Annotated in this window: 16 protein-coding genes, 2 pseudogenes and 1 riboswitch; of the genes and pseudogenes, 5 read left to right on the forward strand and 13 right to left on the reverse strand. The window is 38.6% G+C overall.

Features of this window, described 5'->3' with window-relative positions:
• Window positions 1–81: 81 nt before the first annotated feature.
• The 10 genes from BN1068_RS17605 to BN1068_RS17650 form a co-directional block, all read right to left on the reverse strand.
• The gene (locus BN1068_RS17605) at window positions 82–327 is read right to left on the reverse strand and encodes a helix-turn-helix domain-containing protein (RefSeq protein ID WP_077604177.1); all 246 of its coding nucleotides are present in this window, start codon (window positions 325–327) and stop codon (window positions 82–84) included.
• 118 nt (window positions 328–445) lie between these two features.
• Complete coding sequence (locus BN1068_RS17610) at window positions 446–745, reverse strand: RNA polymerase sigma factor (protein WP_254846823.1); 300 nt, start codon at window positions 743–745, stop codon at window positions 446–448.
• A gap of 385 nt (window positions 746–1130) precedes the next feature.
• Window positions 1131–2057 carry a ferrochelatase gene (gene hemH / locus BN1068_RS17615; RefSeq protein ID WP_077604178.1) on the reverse strand — a complete coding sequence of 309 codons (927 nt, stop codon included), beginning with the start codon at window positions 2055–2057 and terminating at the stop codon, window positions 1131–1133.
• 199 nt (window positions 2058–2256) lie between these two features.
• Window positions 2257–2622, reverse strand: coding sequence for a DUF1516 family protein (locus BN1068_RS17620; protein WP_077604179.1), 366 nt, complete (start codon window positions 2620–2622; stop codon window positions 2257–2259).
• Between the two features lie 420 nt (window positions 2623–3042).
• Window positions 3043–4425 (reverse strand): MFS transporter, encoded by a 1383-nt coding sequence (locus BN1068_RS17625; RefSeq protein WP_077604180.1) that lies wholly within the window; start codon window positions 4423–4425, stop codon window positions 3043–3045.
• A gap of 289 nt (window positions 4426–4714) precedes the next feature.
• On the reverse strand, window positions 4715–6112 hold the full coding sequence (gene sufB / locus BN1068_RS17630) for a Fe-S cluster assembly protein SufB (RefSeq protein ID WP_077604181.1): 1398 nt from the start codon (window positions 6110–6112) through the stop codon (window positions 4715–4717).
• 244 nt (window positions 6113–6356) lie between these two features.
• Window positions 6357–7667 (reverse strand): Fe-S cluster assembly protein SufD, encoded by a 1311-nt coding sequence (sufD, locus tag BN1068_RS17635; protein WP_077604182.1) that lies wholly within the window; start codon window positions 7665–7667, stop codon window positions 6357–6359.
• A 17-nt stretch (window positions 7668–7684) separates the two neighbouring features.
• The gene (gene sufC, locus BN1068_RS17640; RefSeq protein ID WP_077604183.1) at window positions 7685–8473 is read right to left on the reverse strand and encodes a Fe-S cluster assembly ATPase SufC; all 789 of its coding nucleotides are present in this window, start codon (window positions 8471–8473) and stop codon (window positions 7685–7687) included.
• Window positions 8474–8550: 77 nt separating this feature from the next.
• Window positions 8551–10278, reverse strand: coding sequence for an ABC transporter ATP-binding protein (locus BN1068_RS17645; RefSeq protein ID WP_077604184.1), 1728 nt, complete (start codon window positions 10276–10278; stop codon window positions 8551–8553).
• Window positions 10275–12056 carry an ABC transporter ATP-binding protein gene (locus tag BN1068_RS17650; protein ID WP_077604185.1) on the reverse strand — a complete coding sequence of 594 codons (1782 nt, stop codon included), beginning with the start codon at window positions 12054–12056 and terminating at the stop codon, window positions 10275–10277. Before BN1068_RS17650 ends, BN1068_RS17645 begins: the two co-directional genes overlap by 4 nt.
• A gap of 441 nt (window positions 12057–12497) precedes the next feature.
• Between BN1068_RS17650 and BN1068_RS17655 the strand changes: the two genes are divergently transcribed.
• Window positions 12498–13142, forward strand: a complete 645-nt coding sequence (locus BN1068_RS17655) for a TetR/AcrR family transcriptional regulator C-terminal domain-containing protein (RefSeq protein WP_077604186.1) — start codon at window positions 12498–12500, stop codon at window positions 13140–13142.
• 502 nt (window positions 13143–13644) lie between these two features.
• Here the strand turns inward: BN1068_RS17655 and BN1068_RS17660 are convergent.
• Window positions 13645–13974 (reverse strand): 2,3-bisphosphoglycerate-dependent phosphoglycerate mutase, encoded by a 330-nt coding sequence (locus BN1068_RS17660; protein ID WP_246145291.1) that lies wholly within the window; start codon window positions 13972–13974, stop codon window positions 13645–13647.
• A gap of 52 nt (window positions 13975–14026) precedes the next feature.
• On the opposite strand from BN1068_RS17660, the pseudogene BN1068_RS17665 reads away from it, so the two are divergent.
• A pseudogene (locus BN1068_RS17665) lies at window positions 14027–14260 on the forward strand (2,3-bisphosphoglycerate-dependent phosphoglycerate mutase); the annotation flags it as partial.
• Here BN1068_RS17665 and BN1068_RS24350 read toward each other — a convergent pair.
• Window positions 14177–14362 (reverse strand): histidine phosphatase family protein, encoded by a 186-nt coding sequence (locus BN1068_RS24350; RefSeq protein WP_368483304.1) that lies wholly within the window; start codon window positions 14360–14362, stop codon window positions 14177–14179. The pseudogene BN1068_RS17665 and the gene BN1068_RS24350 overlap by 84 nt on opposite strands.
• Window positions 14363–14661: 299 nt before the next feature.
• Here BN1068_RS24350 and BN1068_RS17670 point away from each other — a divergent pair, with 299 nt between their 5' ends.
• A complete protein-coding gene (locus tag BN1068_RS17670) occupies window positions 14662–15039 on the forward strand; it encodes an ArsR/SmtB family transcription factor (RefSeq protein ID WP_246145292.1) in 378 nt (125 codons plus the stop codon).
• Window positions 15040–15097: 58 nt separating this feature from the next.
• Here the strand turns inward: BN1068_RS17670 and BN1068_RS17675 are convergent.
• Window positions 15098–17336, reverse strand: a pseudogene (locus BN1068_RS17675) (heavy metal translocating P-type ATPase).
• A gap of 295 nt (window positions 17337–17631) precedes the next feature.
• On the opposite strand from BN1068_RS17675, the gene BN1068_RS17685 reads away from it, so the two are divergent.
• Both BN1068_RS17685 and mgtE read left to right on the forward strand, forming a co-directional pair.
• Entirely contained in the window at window positions 17632–18579 is a 948-nt protein-coding gene (locus tag BN1068_RS17685; RefSeq protein WP_077604191.1) for a helix-turn-helix domain-containing protein, read from the forward strand.
• 233 nt (window positions 18580–18812) lie between these two features.
• Window positions 18813–18978: riboswitch (M-box (ykoK) riboswitch) on the forward strand.
• Between the two features lie 266 nt (window positions 18979–19244).
• Window positions 19245–20228 (forward strand): magnesium transporter, encoded by a 984-nt coding sequence (mgtE, locus tag BN1068_RS17690; protein WP_077604192.1) that lies wholly within the window; start codon window positions 19245–19247, stop codon window positions 20226–20228.
• Window positions 20229–20355: the final 127 nt, after the last annotated feature.

The raw sequence follows: 20355 nt of genomic DNA on the forward strand, positions 1-20355 counted from the left end.
TATAACATGGTGTTATTCGCCATGCTGTTTTGTCAAAGTACAATAATCTATAGTGAAAGGGGATTATGATTCATGGTGAAATTATATCTTGAAAGCCAAAACAGATTGCATTAGCTTGGATCGTAAACGAGATTGCATATCTCCATCTATATCCCAGTAAGTATTATCCTGTTCATCTCGCAGCTTTCTCATGGATAAACTGGCAATATAACTGTCATAGTGTTTCACTACAAGCCTTAACGCTTCGGCTTCACCCGCGTTTGCAGCGATAATTATCGGATACGGCAACAAACCACGTTCATCATTTTGAATGCTTATGTTATTCATTTGCATGTTCCTCCAAAAATCGTTTTAACCGTTTTAAAGCACTGGTTCGTCGATAATGCACAGTTCGACGAGGTACATTCAGTCGTTGACTAATTTCCTCATCTGATAGATGAAGAAATTAGTATAAGAGGACAAGATTACGCTTCTCTTCTGATAATGAGTGCATGGCTTCTGCTAGTAATTTTGTCGTAATTTTCTTATCTACAATTTGAAAACCGTCTTTATTACCCTCACCATAATTATCTACAGAATAAAGTTGATTCGCTTCATAAGGCGTTAAATCAGAGAACGTTTTCTCTTTCGACCGTTGACGCTTTCGTTCTTTGTAGATATCAATGGCGACATTCTTTAATACACGTTTGCAGAACGCATTAAATGCACAGCGTATTTGCCATTCGGTACGATTAGGTGCTATCATGCATGTCATCTCCCTTCACAATACTGCAAAGGTGGGTGATGATTTCCCCTTTCATAACCTTCAACGTTAAACATTTAAAATTGGCAAAGATTTGAGAGATAAAAAATAAACCCAACTGAAAATGAACAGTTGGGTTGGATAAATTAAAAATATATTTAAACCATGTTTACAATCTTGCAAAATATGGTCTTATTTATTTCTCTTGGATGGCACTTAAGGCATCACTATTATGTTTGAATACGTCTGTTTAACCTACTAAAGTCTTCAACTAATTTGATCTCAATTGGAAGTTTTGCTGATTTCACCTGTTTTAAAGATGATAGTCAGTAGGTAAACATGTCATGCCAAACCAACAATTACTACTCTTTTTTATTCATTAGGAAGCTCATTTCATTTTCTTTAGTACCACATTTGCTAATGTTTCAATAAATTCTGGAAGAGCGTTTGGCATTTCAGGACGATAGTAGCTTGCTCCAATCTCATCACAGACTACTTTACATTCATAATCATTATCATATAAAACTTCAAGGTGATCTGCCACAAAGCCGACAGGTGTATAAACAAATGCTTTGTATCCTTCTTTATTATATAATTCGCGAGTTAGATCCTGAACATCCGGTCCAAGCCAAGGGTCTGGAGTGTTTCCCTCACTTTGCCAGCCTACTTCATAATTTTTTACATCTGCAGCTTCTGCTATTAATTGTGCTGTTTCCTCTAATTGCTGTTTATATGGATCTCCATGTTGCAGAATTTTTTTTGGAAGACTATGAGCAGATACGATTAATACAGTATTATTTTTTTCTTCTGCTGACATATCCGCAAAGGTATTTTGCACGCCTTTTGCCCAGAAATCAATAAATCCTGGTTCTGTATACCAATCTTGAACAGACTCCATTTTTATACCGTATTTTTCAGCTGTACTATTTGCACGTTCATTATACAATTTCACGCTAAATGTAGAGTAGTGTGGCGCTAAAACGATAGAAACTGCTGCTTCTATACCATCTTTCGCCATTTTTTCTACGGCCTCCTCAATAAATGGAGCAATATGTTTTAAACCGATGTAAGCTTTAAATTCATATTCATCTTGTAATTCATTCAATTTATTTTCTAATGCATGCGTTTGTTCTTGGGTTATTTTTTCCAAAGGTGAGATGCCGCCAATTGCTTCATACCGATCTTTTAAATCCTGTAGCGCATCTGGCTCCGGCCTTCTGCCATGACGAATATGCGTGTAATAAGGTTCAATATCTTCTTCCTTATACGGCGTACCGTATGCCATTACTAATAATCCTAATTTCTTCTTTTTCATTTCCAATACACCTCGTTACGTTTTGTTGTTCAAAAGTTAGGAAATAAGTCTTCTTTTCAAGGAAAGACATAATTTTCCAATATGATTATCTTTATCTAGTGTAGTAGCCTAATTAGTGTATCTTGCTTTCATGGTGATTCTGGGAAGATATTATGAGTCCACTTAATTCATTGAAATTCATCAAAGAAAGAACGATAAGCTAAAAACTAATGATTTTGGCAGCAATCAATACAACCAAGACTAAAGCAATAATAAATTGAGTCCAATAACTTTTTGTAGAAGGACCGTTCTCCTTTCTTACAACTGATTTAGAAAGAATTAGTTCCATCATCCATATAAGCCATAGTGCTAAAATACCTTTGATAACATACAACCATGGGAAGTTGAGCGTAATTAACATTCCAAGCCCAGAAATAATCATAATTACATAAAACAGACGTAATATCATTTGCGTTATTTTTTTACTCTTAGGTTTTCCCATTTTCAATAAGATAAATGAAATGATAAAAAGCAAGATAGTGATTTCCCACAAGCCTGAATGTGATTGAAATAACATATTATACATCTTTATCATCCTCCTCAATAATTTTATAGCTATCCGCTATTAGTTTTTACTGTATATACACCCTGTTTTGATAACCATCATGTTATCACCTAAAATGGTAATGATAATCATTATCATTAAAAAAGAGTACACTTAATCTAAGTTTCTTTTTTAATGGTTATTTTAGTTCATGAACTTAGCCATAATAACACTAAAAAATCTTTCTTGGTATGTTAGCCGATATCGAATAGAGACAAGCACTAATGAATAAACAAACATTTTTATAGTTCTGTCCATCATTCAAATCTTTTTTATACATAAATATTTTAATAGTTAAGTTACCGCACTGGATTAATTATGTTGAAAAAAGCCATATTAGTAGGATTGACTCAAATGATACGCTTGCTTCTCCTAATGAAGCAAAGAATGATTTAGGTAGCTTTATGCATTAAGTCTATTTTTAAGGGATTTATCATCTACTCTCATTTTCTGTCTTTTTGTCACTGATTTCTCCAAAGCAAGCACTACCATTGCCAATATCACCGTAATGGCCGCAAGAATGAAAGCATTGCTGTATGAAGGATGAGCAGACTCGTTTAACATATTCCATTGTCCACTATTGAGTTCAAGAAAACGGCTAAACAATGCCGAGCCAATTGCTGCGCCTAAAAAAATCATAAAGGTGAATAATCCTGTACCCGTACCAGCTTCATTGGGCTGTAAAATTTCTGATATGCGATTGGTAAGAGCTGATTGATTCGCAGTAAAGCCTAAGCATACAACAATTAGCAGTACAGATATCCAAATTGGAGAGCCTCCAACAAATGTGGAAAGAGCCAGAAAAACAATGGTCATACAGATAAAGCTTAATTGATTCATAAACCGATTTCCCCGTTTAGCAATTAATAATCCAATCTGCGAACCTAAAATGATTGTCATCACCCCTCCTGGAAACAAAACAAGACCAATCAAACTAGTTGACAATCCATTTACCTCTGCAAGCATTAAAGGAAGAATGAAAATTCCTGCCATATAAGCAATGGAGTTTAACAAACCCATGAAAAGGACGAGACTAAATGGGACATTTTTCAATATGGCAATTTTAATAAATGGCTCGTTTACACGTTGAGCTTGCCAGACGAACAGAACAAAAAAGACTACAGCAAAGATAAATAGCCAAGCTGTCACATTAATTCCCATCAACAGAGACGTAATCGCTAGCATGAATAAAATGGCTCCCACCTGATCAAAACGCCTGCCTGTCTTGACTTCCTCTTTCGGTGCATATTTAAGATAAAATGGAAGCGTAATTAAACTTAAAAACGATATCAAAAATAAACTGCCCCATCCGAAAGAATCTGTTAAAAATCCACCCAGCATCGGACCAATTGCACTTCCAAGCGACACCATAGCAAACACCATGCCAAGCGCATAACCGCGTTTTTCTTCTGGATAATATCGTGCGGCAGCTACTAGGCTTAACGTAGGGAGAGTCCCCCCTCCTATCCCCTGAAGGATTCGGGCCGCAATGATGAATGAATAGTTCGGGCTCATGAACCCAATCAAAGAACCCGTCATAAAAATAGCTATTCCGATAACAAACAAGTGACGAATCGGATATCTATCAGACATTTTTCCAATAACAACTGCTGCAATACCGTTGAACAAACTGAAAATAGCTGTAATCCAGCTTACTTCAGAAGGCGTTAAAGCAAATACCTTTCTGAATTCCGGAATCGCAACATTCATCATGGTTACGTTCATTGCATTAAACAAAACCATATAACACATGGAAAAAAGTAATAACTTTTGTTTTTTTGTCATTTTTATTCCCTCTTATCTAACTTAAAAAATAATCCTCAGTTTCTGAAAATACAATATTAATCTACCTTTCAAATAGTAAAAACAATTACTTAGGGATTAAAGACATATATATTTTATGAATTTTTATCATCCCTATTTTCAATATAAAATCCCCATTCGTTTTACATTACGACCATGTTTTCCCTCAAGGAAATTATTATGCGTTAAGGCAACATAATGATATAGCTATCTAATTTTTAAATGAGGGAAGTCCCGCTACACATGATACTGTAACAGGATTTATTAAAAGTTATCCAATGGAACCTTCCATTTCGAAGCTGATCAATCTATTCATTTCTACTGCATATTCCATTGGAAGTTCCTTTGTAAATGGTTCAATAAAGCCCATAACAATCATTTCTGTTGCTTCTACTTCTGTTAAACCGCGGCTCATTAGATAGAAAAGCTGTTCCTCAGATACTTTCGAAACTTTTGCTTCGTGTTCTAAGGAAATATTGTCATTTAGAATTTCATTGTATGGGATCGTATCCGAAGTAGATTCGTTATCCATTATTAGTGTATCGCACTCAATATTGGAACGAGCCCCCTCCGCTTTACGTCCAAAGTGTACTAAACCACGGTAAGATACTTTCCCACCTTGTTTAGAAATAGATTTAGAAACAATAGTAGAAGACGTATTTGGAGCCAAGTGATGCATTTTCGCACCGGCGTCTTGTAATTGTCCTTTTCCTGCTAAAGCGATAGAAAGTGTATTTCCTCGTGCACCTTCTCCTTTTAGAAGGATGGATGGATATTTCATCGTCAGCTTAGAACCAATGTTTCCATCAATCCATTCCATTGTTGCATTCGCATCACAAACAGCACGTTTTGTAACAAGGTTATACACATTGTTCGCCCAGTTTTGAATTGTAGTATAACGGCAGTAGCCATCTTTTTTAACAATTATTTCTACAACAGCACTATGAAGAGAGTTTGTTGTATAAACTGGTGCTGTACAGCCCTCTACATAGTGTACAGATGCTTCTTCATCAACAATGATAAGCGTACGTTCAAACTGTCCCATATTTTCGGAGTTAATACGGAAGTATGCTTGTAATGGTGTTGTTGCTTTTACGCCCTTTGGTACATAAATAAATGAACCGCCAGACCATACCGCAGAATTTAATGCAGCGAATTTATTATCAGAATAAGGAACAATCGTTCCAAAGTATTCTTTAAATAGTTCTTCGTTTTCTTTCAGTGCAGTGTCTGTATCTTTAAATACAATACCAAGCTCTTGAAGATCTTCTTTTAAGCTGTGGTAAACAACCTCTGATTCATACTGTGCAGATACACCAGCAAGATATTTTTGTTCAGCCTCTGGTATACCCAGCTTATCAAAAGCCTGCTTAATCTCTGCAGGCACTTCCTCCCAGCTTCTTCCTTGCTTTTCAGTGGGCTTGACATAATAAACAATTTCATCAAAGTCTAAACCTGAGAGATCTCCGCCCCATTGCGGCATTGGACGCTTGTAGAAATGCTCTAATGCCTTCAGACGGTAGTCAAGCATCCACTGCGGCTCTTCCTTCATTTTCGAAATTTCCTTAACAATATTTGGCGTTAATCCTTTTTCTGTACGGAAAATAGATACGTCTTTATCATGAAATCCATATTTATACTCTTCTATTTCCGGCATATTTTTTGCCATTGTTAATAACCTCCCTCGGACAGAATAAAAGCTTCTGTCTTATTTGTTGTGTACACCCTTTTCCATGGCCTTCCGAGCGAGTGTCGCATATTTAATCCACCAGGAAATTCGGAAACTACCTATATCTCCCAACTTCTCTGAATCTGCTTTTGCGGAATTGCAGAGGAATGTAAATAAACTAAGGGATGTCCATTTACTTCCTGGTGAAAAGTTGGAAATTGTTCTTTAATGGCTTTTATATCCATTAATAAACTTTCCTTTCAATCACTTGTGTTAATTGTTTACGTACAGACTCAATTGGAAGTTGAGCCACCACTGGAGCTAAGAAACCATGAATTACTAAACGTTCTGCTTCTTCACGTTCTAGTCCTCTGCTCATAAGATAGTACATTTGCAATGGATCCACACGGCCTACAGAAGCAGCGTGACCTGCTGTTACATCATCTTCATCAATCAGAAGAATTGGATTGGCATCTCCACGGGATTTTTCACTTAACATCAATACACGGGACTCTTGCTCAGAATTTGCTTTTGTTGCACCATGTTCAATTTTACCAATAGCATTAAAAATGGTTGAGGCAGAACCCTTCATGACGCCACGTTGCAGGATATATCCATCTGTTGCTTTTCCGAACTGGCGAATGCTGGACGTAAAGTTTTGTGTCTGCTTACCTCGGCCGACAGATACTGCTTTTGCGTCCGAAGCAGCATTTTCCCCCATCAGGTAGGTAATGTTTTCTGAAACCGTATTTCCATCATTCATTTGTCCAAGCGCCCAATCAATTCTTGCATCATGCTTGGCAACACCACGACGATTCACATAAGTAGTTGTACCTTCTGCAAAGTTATCTACTGCACCATAAGCAACTTGTGCATTATCATGAGCAAATACTTCTGTTACAAGATTAGCAACAGTTTCTTCCGTATCATTATGAGAAATATAGTTTTCTACATAAGTGACCGAGCTGCCTTCTTCTGCTACAACAAGCACATGATTTAACAGTGCACTGTCTGTGTCCTCCTGCCAGAAGATTGCTTGAAGCGGATCTTCTATTTGTACATTCTTAGGAACGTATACAAATACCCCACCGTTCATAAGTGCAGCATGAAGTGCTGTCAAACGGTTCTGATCTACTGCAACAGCATCATTCATATAATATTTTTCTACCAGCTCACTATGCTCATTAATTGCTGTAAAAATATCTGTGAAAATAACACCTTTATCCTGAAGCTCCTGTGATAGACTGTTATATGCAGCTGTTTGATTACGCTGAATATACAGATTCTCCATACTGGCATCACCATCAAAATATGCTCTTAACTCTTCAGGCAGTTCATCAATAGAAGTAATTTTTACTGCTTCTTTATTGGAATGCTGGAAATCTGTAAAATTCCAGTTTGTAATTTTTGTTTTATCTGGTTTCGGCATGTCTAATGAATTAGCCATTTCCAAAGCTTTTGAACGAAGCGTAGCCATCCAGCCGGGTTCATTGCGATCTTTGGAAATTGCTTGAATATATTCTTGATTGAATGGAAGCTTTGTCTCTACATACATGATTACCCCTCCTTACATTACGCGTTTTGTTCTGTAGTTTCTTCGTCTTCGATTCCTAATTCTTCTTTGACCCACTCATAACCTTCCGCTTCAAGACGCTTTGCAAGTTCTGGTCCACCGGATTTCACAACACGTCCTTGCATCATTACGTGTACAAAATCAGGTGTAATATAGTTTAATAGACGTTGGTAGTGAGTAATAATCAAGCATCCTAAATTCTCCGAACGCATTTGGTTGATTCCTTTTGATACAACTTTTAGTGCATCGATATCCAATCCTGAATCAATTTCATCCAGAATTGCAATATCTGGATGAAATTGTAATAATTGTAATATTTCATTACGTTTTTTCTCACCGCCAGAGAAACCCTCATTCAGATAACGTGTTGCCATATTTTTATCAATATCAAGGTATTCTAAATCCCGATCTAATTTTTTGATGAAATTCATCAAAGGGATTTCATCGCCTTCTTCACGTTTTGCATTAATCGCAGAACGTAAGAAGTCAGAAGTAGTTACACCGCTGATTTCACTTGGGTACTGCATTGCTAAAAACAGTCCGGCACGAGCACGCTCATCTACTTCCATTTCTAATACATCTTCCCCATCAAGTGTGATAGTTCCCTCTGTTACCTCATAATTGGGATGTCCCATGATTGCAGAAGCCAATGTAGATTTACCTGTACCATTTGGTCCCATGATGGCATGGAACTCCCCACTTTTAACCGTTAGATTCACTCCTTTTAATATCTCTTTGTCTTCAATGGATACATGAAGATTCTTAATTTCTAATACTGTACTTGACATAAATCATACCTCCAAAACTTTATTTTAAATAAATTGAATAAGATATTTATTCTCATTTCAATTTAAAGATTGAGTGATCAGGTGATGCTCCATGAAGAAGCCTTGGCTCGCTCCCGCCAAAAAGCGGCGTAATCTCCATTGAGCTTGAGTAACTCATCATGGCTACCTATCTCCGTCACAGTTCCTTCGCGCAGAAACACGATCTGGTCGGCACCTTGAATCGTGGAGAGCCGATGGGCGACCATAAGCACCGTTTTGTCAGTGGTCACTTCAGCTAATCCTTCCAGAAATGCTGCTTCATTCTCTGGATCAATTGCGCTCGTCGCCTCATCCAGCAAAATAACTGGTGCATTCTTCAAAATTGCACGTGCTATCGAAATTCGCTGTCGTTCACCTCCAGACAAGCTGTGTCCACCTTCTCCAACGTTGGTATCCCAGCCTGCGGGAAGCCTACGGATAATCTCCTCAACCTGCGCGATTCGAGATGCCCGTAGCACCTGTTCGTCTGTTGCTTGTTCGTTGCCGATGCGGATATTTTCCCATATGGTATCATCGAACAAATAAACGTCTTGAAACACGAGAGATATATGCTGCATCAGATCTTCTGTAGCAAGCTCTCGGATATCGCTATCGGCGAAATCGATACGCCCAGAATCAACGTCGTAAAATCGGGCAATCAACTTAATCAGAGTGCTCTTGCCAGAGCCAGAAGGACCTACTATCGCAACCGTGGTCTTAGACGGAACCGAAAACGATACATTCTGAATAACGGGAGAATGGCTATCATAGCCGAAACTGGCCCCCTCTAACCGCACTTCGTATTGCGAACTAGGACGTGCTGGTTTATCAGGAACGGGCAAAGGCTTCGCATTTAAAATATCAGCTATCTTGCGCAGTGAGGACCGGGCCATTCGAATGCCGCCTCCCAAATCTGCCACTGTTGAAACAGAAGAGGTAAACTGTGCGACTACGGCAATAAGTGCGATCGCGGTCGCAGGCGAAATCTGAGCACCGAGAGCCAGTGGCACAATCGCTATCACGACAAGTAGCAACACAAGTTGCACCGCGATACGGAAGATGATCGAGCCTGGAATTGTTGACTTCAAATGTCGGTTACTTGTATGACGTTGTTGTAGCAACACTTTCTGTAATGACTGGTTAGCATCACCGACGTATCCGTAAGCACGGAGCACAGGCTGGGCTTGGACATACTCAATTATGCGGGCGTTTGCAGCAGCTGCCGCTCGATCCATACCACCATCTCCTTTACGATAGAACAGCCGACCAAGTCGGTTCATCCCCCAAAGGAACGGAATAGCTACTAAGAAGGCGATTCCGATTCTCCAGTCGATAATTAGCATACCTAACGTGAGCACGGATGGCGTGATAATCCCGTTAAGCATTGGTGTCATCAAAAATCCGAATACGAGCACCACATTATCTGTACCACTACTGATTGTTCGAGTGACGGTTCCTGTTCGTTGCTGACTGAACCAGCCGAGTGGAAGAGTCGCTATATGGTCCCCAATCCGATGATACAGTCGAGACGAGATACCTAGTGACAGGTGCACACCGATTACAGAGCTAAAATAATTGCAAATGATAGCTATCCCTGCGGAGAAAACAAGACAGACAATCCATATCCACAAATCAGAAGATCCTGGATCAAATATTGCATTCAAAATCGGTAGAAGGAGAAGAAACGACACTCCCTGCGCGATACAAAACAGAATGACTAGAGCAACGAAGCGTCGGAACAGTCCACGCTGGTCTTCGCCGACAATTTGGAATAACTGTTTAATCATTGCTTTCCCCTACCTTCCTTTGTTCGTTCATAAGCTTTCCACAATCGACTATACAGACCGTCCGACGAGATGAGTTCCTCATGCGTGCCACGCTGCACAATGTTTCCATCGTCAACTACGTGAATCTGATCAGCACCTACAATAGTATGCAGACGATGGGCGATAACTAGCACCGTTCTCCCTTTGATTAGCGATGTCAAGGCATGCTGGATCTCCGCTTCAGACTCGGGATCAATCATTGAGGTCGCTTCGTCCATCACTATAATTGGTGCATCCGCAAGCAATGCTCGTGCTATCGAAATTCTCTGCGCCTCTCCTCCAGATAACCGAGCGTCCACACCGACGATAGAATCATAGCCTCGGGGCAACCGCTCAATCCGATCGTGAATACGTGCCGCCCGCGCCACCCTTATGACGTCTTCCTCGCTAGCATCAGGATTGCCGAGACGAATGTTGTCACGAATCGTCTCCTGCAGTAGACGAACATCCTGAAATACAAATCCCACTTTCCGATACAACTCGGATGTATCCATCTCCCGGATAGGTACACCACCAATCGCAATCGAGCCGCTTTGAGGATCATAAAAGCGGGGCAACAGCTTCGCAATCGTCGACTTCCCCGAACCTGAGGGACCAACCAAAGCAGTTATCGTGCCAGGAAGCATGACAAAACTGACATGATCCACTGCACGGTATCCCTCTTTGTAACTAAATACAACGTTCTTATATTCCACATCGAGTTGACCGGCGTCAGGGGTTTGAGGATTCATTGGCTCCTCAATCTCTGACAAACCACGCATATTCTCTAGCCGTTTGGCGGCTTCCATCGCCTCCATCAATGAAGACATCCCATTACCGAGACGAAGAACCGGATTACCCATGGTGAGTGCAAGTAGTAAAAACGGCAAAATTGTCAATGGCTCCATCCGACCAGTGGCAATAAAACCTGTTCCGACCATCAGGATAAGTAGTAAGAAGGTAATCGGTTGAAGCAAGACACTGATTGCTGCCTGCAACTTTGACAACGGCAATAGCCAATCAACCGTTCGAGAGATGTACTCATCTACGGTATTGCTATAGCGTCGGTGAGCCTTTCCAGTCTGACCAAAAGCCCGTATGACTTGAATCCCTTCGAGCACCTCGATCACCCTGCCGGATAGCCTTCCTGAAATTTCTCCGATACCCCTTGTCACACCGGAAGAACGCGAGGTGACAACACCAAAGATAATAAAATACGTAAGTGGAGGTGCCAACGCAATAATCGCGAGACGCCAATCAACCGTGAACAAATAAATAAAACTCAAGAGTGGAACGGCAAGTCCTGAGACAAGGTCGAGAACGGAATGAGCGATCACGTAATGGATTGCATGTGTATCGTCCTGTAGCATTTTCTTTACCTGACCAGCATTGTTCACGGAGAACCACCCTAATGGTAATCGACCGAGTTTAGCCACCAATTCCCGTCGCAATCTCCACTGGTGTGTGCCGTCGGTCAAGTGCGTCACTGTAAGGGCCACCATCGATAGAGCAGCATGTAACACAAGACAGGCCACTGCCGATAGAACCAGTGTCCAAACTAGCCCTGCATTTGGTGCGGGAGACAGCAACTCGTTACCGACCTGCACAATCAGCACATAAGGTAGCACTGCAAATACCGCTGAAAGCAGTTCAATCAACGTAGCTCCTAGTAGCGGCTTTGTAACTGGAGAAAGCGCTTTTCCTAGAGGAGCTACTTTGGAAAATAAAGCAATTCGCGTCGATGTATTCGATAGCTTCATTTTATTTTCCTCCCGCTAAAGTGCCTTAACAATTGTTTCCTCTTTATTTTTTGAGTCATTAGCTTCATTTTGAGCTCCTTTCTCTCCACAAATATACTATTCATATTGATGAAGTGTTTTTCAGTTAAAATTATACTTGTTCAACGACCAAGAGTCAATTAAAATATGGTCACTGACCAATAAAACAGCTCTAATTAGTGATTAATTTATAAGCAATAAGTTTCCAGATGATCGACTATAGACATGCATATTTATAGAATGACTCTAGTACAATTTGAAGGAGGAAAAATCTTATTTGTAAATGAATTTTATTTTAAAATTTTCTTGACTCCTGTGTCACTGCACAACAATCCATTTTATGATATAATGACCTCAGATTATTGGCTATTTACGCCAATTTTGGATAGAAAATATCATAGTTCCTAGAGAGGATGACAACTTATGAGTTCTACTCGTACCACTCAATCCGACGTCATTCAGGCTGCACTCCATATTTTGAACGAATCTGGGCTTGAAGCGGTCACACTGCGCGCTGTAGCCAAACGGCTTGGTGTTTATTTAAACACCGTGTCCTGGCAGGTCAAGACGAAATCCCGCCTGATTGAATTGATGGCCGATACGATTTTTTCCGAGCTGTCCCTTGATGAGTTGCCTGAGCAACCAGAAGAACGTACTAAGGAAATTTTACGACGTCTTCGATCCGTTCTTTTGACACACCGTGATGGCGCTAAGCTGGTGACTGGTACAACCGTGTACGAAACAAACACGTTGCGGATTGGAGATGCAATCATATCGGCACTGCTCCAACTTCACCTTCCCCATAGGGAAGCTGTTCGCATATTTTGGACGTTGGCTTACTTCACATTTGGACTCGTACAAGAAGAACAGGGAGACTCAGTCGCTTATTCCGACTCGAAGTTACAGAAAACACTTGCTACAGACGAGTATCCAGCGTTTTCTCGAGTACTAACTTCCATGTACGAAGATAGCTTCGATGATCGTTTCGAATACGGCATTCATTGTGTACTTACTGGTGCTTTCCAATTAGTAGATAACAATGAACCAGGTATACGGAAGGGGAAATAAACAGTGAGTGGTACCCGTCGTAACGTATTGTTGACAGACGGGCGTTATCACAAAACAGTTGTAGCTGAATCTTAATGAGCAAAAATTTAAAAACACCAAATACTGGATGCTAGTATATATTGAGCGAATACAAAGAAACGGATGAACATCCCATTTATCGTGTAAAAAGTAGCATACAAAATTTGCAAAACTTTGTGTGAAATAGCTACAATTATGTAGATACATATTGGCACGGATAGGAAAGAAGCTTCTCGACATCCATGAACTATGCTTTATCACATTTTTTTCTAATATTGATAAAGCTTAGAATTGATGTAACAAATATATAGGAGATACTTTTTTAAAATAAAAATTCCAACTTAATATTAAGTTGGAGAGATAAAACCTTATTATTAAATTTAATATAATCAATATTTTTAAGAGACTGCAATTACTTCGCCAAATCAAAAATTGATTTGCTTTAACCATCTTGCAGAGCAATTTCTTCTATTATAACTCTGCTTCAAAGATAGTATTTATCTACAGGATGCAACTGTTTATCAAGCATATATACTAGCGGAGCGCCAGTTGGTATATCCAGATCAATGATCTCCCCAGGAGTCAGATTATCCAAAAATTTAAGCAATGCCCGCAGACTATTACCATGTGCAACAATAAGTACATTATTACCTTTTTTTATCTGTGTTTTAATTTCTCGATTCCAGTAATATTTAACACGTATTGCTGTTTCCTTGAGGCTTTCTGTTAAGGGAATAAATTCGTCATCAATATCACGATATTTAGCATCATAGATTGGATACCGTTTATCGTCTTTAGTCAAAGCAGGTGGCAATTCGTTATAACTTCTACGCCATAATTTAACTTGTTCTTCTACATAACGGACAGATATTGACTTGTCGGATAAAGGGATTGAAGAAGCACAAAATGCAGGTAGATTACTTAAGGAAGCACAATTTGCTTTTGATGTCGCTTACACTTCATATTTAAAACGTGCCATTAAAACACTAGATTATGTGCTTGAAGAAATGGACTTGCTATGGATCCCTGTATATAAAGCTTGGCAGCTTAACGAACGCCATTATGGTGCGCTTCAAGGATTGAGTAAAACTACTGTCGCCCCAACCTGTAAAAAAATTTGCTTTGTTCCATTCACTTTCTCCGTGTCTTATTAAAACTAGTTTATACATGTCTTTCACATCCTTTCTAATGATTTTTTCCATTAATCTTTCAGAAAGGCCTCTTGAATAATTCAAATATCTATCTTTTTTAATATGATAAAGAAATATGGAACATAATAAAAAATGGCTACTTTTGACTTGATGATATCATCCAAAAATATAAATTTTCACTAAAAAGTAAACCATTATACGATCATATTTTTAACAATCAATTTAAGGTTGTCATAAGCGTTATGATGATTAAAATAAACTGCCGAAAACATCTCCTTGACAAGGGGCTGAGGAACACCTAAACTTTTAATGAAAAGATTGTTTAATAAAATAATTGTTTGATTAATGGGGTGACGAAGATAAACAATAAAGAAATACTTCATGATCACAGTAAAAATTTGAGCCATATTTTAGAACAAATGCCCGATGTTCAATTTTTTTTGGAGGGAGCTGCTGTATTTCAACAGCTTTGTGATGGTTCCCGCCTTCGAATACTTTGGTTACTCTGTCATTGTGAAGAGTGTGGACATAATATCTCAGCTGCACTTGACATGAGCCCCGCTTCGATTTCTCATCATTTAAAATCTTTAAAACTCCATGGTTTAATTAAAAGTAGACGTGTTGGTAAAGAAGTTTACTATTCTCTTGCTGATAGCGAAAAAGCTCGTCTAGTTCATCAAATGATTGATGATTATTTTGATATGAGTTGTCCCTTGAAAGGCCTTTAGATTAATGATAAAAATGGGAGTATTACCTGCAGAATTTCCATTTAATACTCCCATTACACTATGCTACTATTCCTTTTCGATTTCCTTCCTCTTGATTTTGAGAAAACTGTACTGGCGTGTTGAATTTTTTTATGTTGAGTGCTCGTATTGCATTTAGAATTGCTAAAACGGATACTCCGACATCAGCAAATACAGCTGCCCACATTGTTGCCATGCCTATAGCTCCCATAATCAATACAATCCCTTTAACACCCAATGCAAAAACAATGTTTTGTTTAGCGATACGGAGTGTCTTTTTGCTTATCTTCATCACTGTAGCAATTTTGGACGGCTCATCGGTCATAATTACAACATCTGCAGCTTCAATAGCTGCATCTGAACCCAATCCCCCCATAGCAATACCGATATCTGCACGTGCAAGAACAGGAGCGTCATTGATGCCATCACCTACAAAGGCTAGACTTCTTTTTTCGTTTTTTTGCTTCATTAACTCTTCCACGTATTCAACCTTATCTGCAGGCAACAGCTCCGTATATACTTTATCTAGTTTGAGCTTAGTTGCAACCTTTTTCCCTACCGAATCTGCATCCCCAGTTAGCATGACAGTTTGCGTGATTCCTGCGGATTTCAGAGCTGTTATTGCATGTGGAGCGTCCTGTTTAATTTCGTCTTCAACAAGGATATATCCCATGTATTCATTGTTAACAGCAATATGAACTGCAGTTCCAACAAGTTTTCTTTCATTGTAGGAAATGTGTTCTCGTTTCATAAGTTTGGCATTACCCGCAAACACAACTTTTCCGTCAATTACTGATTTCACTCCATGACCAGCGACTTCTTTGATATCCTTAATACGGGAAGAATCAATCGTTTTTCCAAATGCCTGTTTGATACTTTGAGCGATGGGGTGGTTAGAATAATCCTCCGCATACGCTGCCAATTCCAATAACTCTTGATTGGACATTTTTTTAGAATATATTTCACTGACAATGAAATTACCTTTTGTTAGTGTACCAGTCTTATCAAATACGACCATTTCTGTGTTGGCCAAAGCCTCAAGATAATTGGATCCCTTCACCAAAACGCCAGATTTGGATGCCCCACCGATTCCGCCAAAAAAGCTGAGTGGTACCGAAATAACTAAGGCACAAGGACAAGAAATGACAAGGAAGATTAGAGCTCTTTCAATCCAGATGTCAAACGGTTGCCCCATGACAAGCGGCGGAATAATTGCTAGAATTAGTGCGGCAAAAAAAACAAACGGGGTATAGTATCGGGCAAATTTTGTAATGAAATTTTCACTTTTGCTCTTTTTATCAGATGCATTTTCAACCAATTCGAGTATTTTTGCTACTGTAGACTGGCCGTATTCCTTGTTTACTTGAACGGTCAATTTACCAGTTTGGTTAATACAACCACTGATTACTTCTTCTCCTTTTTGCGCATCTCGTGGAGCAGACTCACCTGTTAGTGCTGAAGTATCTATTGTAGAGAAGCCATCTGTTATTATTCCATCCAGAGGGATTCGCTCTCCAGGTTTCACTACAATACTCTCATTAATTTGTACCTCTTCCGGGTCAACCTGTATCATTTCTCCATTTCTAAGCACATTAGCATGGTCGGGTCGAATATCCATCAGTTCGGATATTGACCTGCGTGATCTTGAAACTGCATAGGATTGAAATAACTCACCTACTTGGAAAAACAACATAACAGCAATACCCTCAGGATATTCTCCAAGACAGAAAGCTCCAATCGTAGCTATTGACATTAGGAAGTTTTCGTCAAAGACCTGTCCTCGAATGATATTTCTTGCTGCTTTCCAGAGTATGTCTCCTCCAACGATGAGATAGGGGATAAAAAATACTAGAAATTCGGAAAGACCATCTAAATTAGAGATAAATGCTGCTACAAAACCTGCAGATGCAATAAGGATACGTAGCAATCTTCTCTTTTCTTTTTCGGACATGTTTGTATCCTCCTTATATTTGAGTCAGCAACCGTTATAACTGTAAAACTGCTACTGACTCAAACATTGTATTTCGTTTTGTATTAAATGGACGTGAAAATTTAACAACTTAAGTTTCTATCGACACCCCCGAATCAATTTTCTTTATAATCTTCTTAGCTTGTTTAAATACTGCATCGAATTTATCATCTGGCGCCTCAAGAATCATTCTTTGACCCATGAAATTGACCTTTACATCGGTAACGTCATCTAGCTTGCTAATACCATGTTCAATTTTCGCTGCACAATTGCCACAGTCCACATCTAGTAGTTTATAAGTTTTCTTCATAAAGTAATTGCTCCTTTTTATTATTTTTTATACAATCAAACTATAAAACAATCAAGCAATCATTTGATTGTATCTAAATTCTAGTATAATGACTTTATCTTTCACTCTCTACATATTTGGAAAGGAAAGACCGATAGGGCTAGAATTATGGCTGATTGGAACAAATTTATAAGAACTGTAGAAATGTTTATTTAATGGATAGGTATAAAAATTAAAGCAGTTTTCATTTTGTAATCAACAACGTACATCGTATTCTCATAAGAAAAAAATCAATATTTAAGGAGGTATAAATATCATGAACAGTTCTTTTTTCTCACATATCAATGCTGATATGAATTTAATACAAAATAATCAACATGTTGTTTATCAGTTGAATCCAAGTAAGGGACAAGGAACCGCGTCTGTTCATTCTGTACTCCCTGGAGTTGAGGTAACCATCTTTAATTTTCAGACCAGCGCTTTTGTACCAACAGCTCATCTGAACATGAATATTTTAGAGTTAAATCACTGCCTTGAAGGACGTGCTGAATGTAAAATGAAGGATGGATGTTTGCAATACATAGGGGAAGGTGATTTGTTTATGAATACGATGAGGAATCACAGTAATTGTATTGAATTCCCCTTAGAATACTATAAAGGTATAAACGTTACGATTGATCTGGATAAGTTTACAGGTCAACTATCGGAGCATCTCCCCGATATGGAAATTGATGTACGGGGTCTTGTTAACCGCTTTTTTGAAAACGATGAATGCTTTTTTATACAAGCAAAAGAGAATATTCAACATATCTTTAAAGGTATGTATTCTATACCAGTTGAGGCTAGAGATACCTATTACAGGCTGAAGGTTCTGGAAATTTTAATTTACCTTTATTATTTTGATACAGCTAAAGAGCAGCAAAACAATTTTTTTGTCCGGCAAGAAGTTGACATTATCAAACAGATTAAAAAGATGATGACGGAACAATTTGAACAGAGATTTACGATTGATGAACTAGCAAGACAATATCACATCAGTCCTACTGCATTAAAGACTATTTTTAAAGGAGTATACGGTGTTTCTATTGGGGAGTATATGAAAGCGTATCGTATCAAAAAAGCGGCTTCTATGTTACTTAAAACTCAAGAAAGTATTGGGGAAATCGCTTCGGCAGTGGGATATAAAAGTCAAAGTAAATTTGGAGCTGCTTTTAAGGATATATACAAAATAACACCTTTAAAATATCGAAGTAAATATAATTAAATCTAATTTTAGTCTGATACCTGTTTTAAAATGAAGGAGTGGGAGTTATTAGGAGCATCTATAAGAGTGACTTGACTGAAGGGAAATGCTTTAAAATTTTAAATAATGACATTCAAATAACCAGAGGACGGGATCATATCTCTGGTTATTTTTAATGTACTGACTTATCTCTGATATAAAAAGATTTGACAATTGTTTTGATGGCTTCTACACTAGATGAGGATAGTCATATACGAATTCCTCGCTAGGTGAGGCTCCTATGTGGAGAAATGCTGCTGCCCAGAAATGTCGAAAGACTCCAATGGGTCAACAGGAACCATCGACTTAAGGTGGTTTTTAATGTAGCTGGATATATTTCCTACGCCACATAGTGCTAAAGCTCTGCGAAGGAGGTTTATTCATTATAAAATGACTTAGGCTTTATACGCACTTTGTGTGGTGACGCTTGAGTGATCTGCATTATGCAGTCGCAAATGTTAAACATCCTTCTTTGTGGAGAGGGATGTTTTTTCGTTGTTCGGGTAAAAAAACTTGTGAGGATTTCGTTTCTAAGACGAAAGGAGGTGGTGGGGATGACTGACCCCTTTGAGAGTAGGTTATGCACAAAAATTGAAAAGAAAATCCCCTCACCTTGGGGAGAGCATCTTTAAAAGGAGGTTCTCAATATGAATCACAGCATTTATGAACACGAAACAACTGGAACGTTAATGAAACAAGGGTACGTTGCTTTGCAAGAAACTTGTACAGTAGAGCAAGCTATTCTTCATTTAAGAGAACAGGTACAAGGAAAAAGGAATATTCATTATGTCTATATGATTGATGAAGATCAACAGTTAACAGGTGTATTATCGGTGCGTGAATTATTAGCCGCAAGCGATACGGAGGAACTTGCGGATATTATGAAAAAGAATCTTATTTATTTCCCAGCAAATTTGGACCAAGAAGAAGCAGCCAAAGTTTTCAGGGATAAAGACCTTGTTTCGATTCCCGTCGTGAATAAATGGAAACAATTGATGGGGATTATTCATGTAGAAGATATTATTGATGTCATTCATCAGGAGGCTGATGAAGATATAGGAAAACTTACAGCATCTGGAAAAGAAATTGATTTCCATACCCGTCCGCTCATAGCAGCTGGAAAAAGGCTTCCATGGCTTATCTTATTATTATTTATTGGATTGATTTCTGGGGGAATCATTGAAAGTTTTGAAGAAACATTAGAAGCAGTAGTTGCCCTAGCTTTTTTCATGCCAATGATTGCAGGAATGACTGGAAATACTGGCACACAATCACTTGCTGTTGTCGTTCGCGGACTTGTATCAGAAAAACTCGATTTTAAAAAAGCTACTAAGCTTTTATGGAGAGAACTATTGGTAGGAATTATCATTGGACTTACTTGCGCGATTATCATTGCAATTGTCGCTTATATATGGAGAGGAAGCTTGATGCTTGGATTTGTCGTTGGTGTTTCACTCTTGGCTACGTTGATTATCGGAACGCTCGCCGGAACGATTATTCCGCTGATTCTTTATAAGTGTAAAGCAGATCCTGCCGTTGCTTCAGGACCGCTGATCACAACAATTAATGACATTCTATCCTTGCTTATTTACTTTGGTATTGCCACGATGTTTATCTCAAGGATTATGTGAAATCCCGATTCGTTTTAGAAGTTTTGTCGTAATTTAAACCTAAAAAAAGCATCGGGGCTGGTATCTATGTTTTTCTCGATTTTCAGTTTATACATGTATCAAAATGATGTGTAAAGAGTTTAGAAAC

The sequence above is a fragment of the Oceanobacillus sojae genome (assembly GCF_900162665.1).
Lineage (GTDB): Bacteria > Bacillota > Bacilli > Bacillales > Amphibacillaceae > Oceanobacillus > Oceanobacillus sojae_A.

What these genes read in the sequence shown, in the direction of transcription:
- BN1068_RS17625 (WP_077604180.1), bottom strand. Translation starts at nt 4,425, where the DNA reads ATGACAAAAAAACAAAAGTTATTACTTTTTTCCATGTGTTATATGGTT.
- hemH (WP_077604178.1), bottom strand. Translation starts at nt 2,057, where the DNA reads ATGAAAAAGAAGAAATTAGGATTATTAGTAATGGCATACGGTACGCCG.
- sufB (WP_077604181.1), bottom strand. Translation starts at nt 6,112, where the DNA reads ATGGCAAAAAATATGCCGGAAATAGAAGAGTATAAATATGGATTTCAT.
- sufD (WP_077604182.1), bottom strand. Translation starts at nt 7,667, where the DNA reads ATGTATGTAGAGACAAAGCTTCCATTCAATCAAGAATATATTCAAGCA.
- BN1068_RS17650 (WP_077604185.1), bottom strand. Translation starts at nt 12,056, where the DNA reads ATGAAGCTATCGAATACATCGACGCGAATTGCTTTATTTTCCAAAGTA.
- mgtE (WP_077604192.1), top strand. Translation starts at nt 19,245, where the DNA reads ATGAATCACAGCATTTATGAACACGAAACAACTGGAACGTTAATGAAA.
- BN1068_RS24350 (WP_368483304.1), bottom strand. Translation starts at nt 14,362, where the DNA reads ATGGAAAAAATCATTAGAAAGGATGTGAAAGACATGTATAAACTAGTT.
- BN1068_RS17685 (WP_077604191.1), top strand. Translation starts at nt 17,632, where the DNA reads ATGAACAGTTCTTTTTTCTCACATATCAATGCTGATATGAATTTAATA.
- BN1068_RS17655 (WP_077604186.1), top strand. Translation starts at nt 12,498, where the DNA reads ATGAGTTCTACTCGTACCACTCAATCCGACGTCATTCAGGCTGCACTC.
- sufC (WP_077604183.1), bottom strand. Translation starts at nt 8,473, where the DNA reads ATGTCAAGTACAGTATTAGAAATTAAGAATCTTCATGTATCCATTGAA.
- BN1068_RS17605 (WP_077604177.1), bottom strand. Translation starts at nt 327, where the DNA reads ATGAATAACATAAGCATTCAAAATGATGAACGTGGTTTGTTGCCGTAT.
- BN1068_RS17620 (WP_077604179.1), bottom strand. Translation starts at nt 2,622, where the DNA reads ATGTATAATATGTTATTTCAATCACATTCAGGCTTGTGGGAAATCACT.
- BN1068_RS17610 (WP_254846823.1), bottom strand. Translation starts at nt 745, where the DNA reads ATGATAGCACCTAATCGTACCGAATGGCAAATACGCTGTGCATTTAAT.
- BN1068_RS17645 (WP_077604184.1), bottom strand. Translation starts at nt 10,278, where the DNA reads ATGATTAAACAGTTATTCCAAATTGTCGGCGAAGACCAGCGTGGACTG.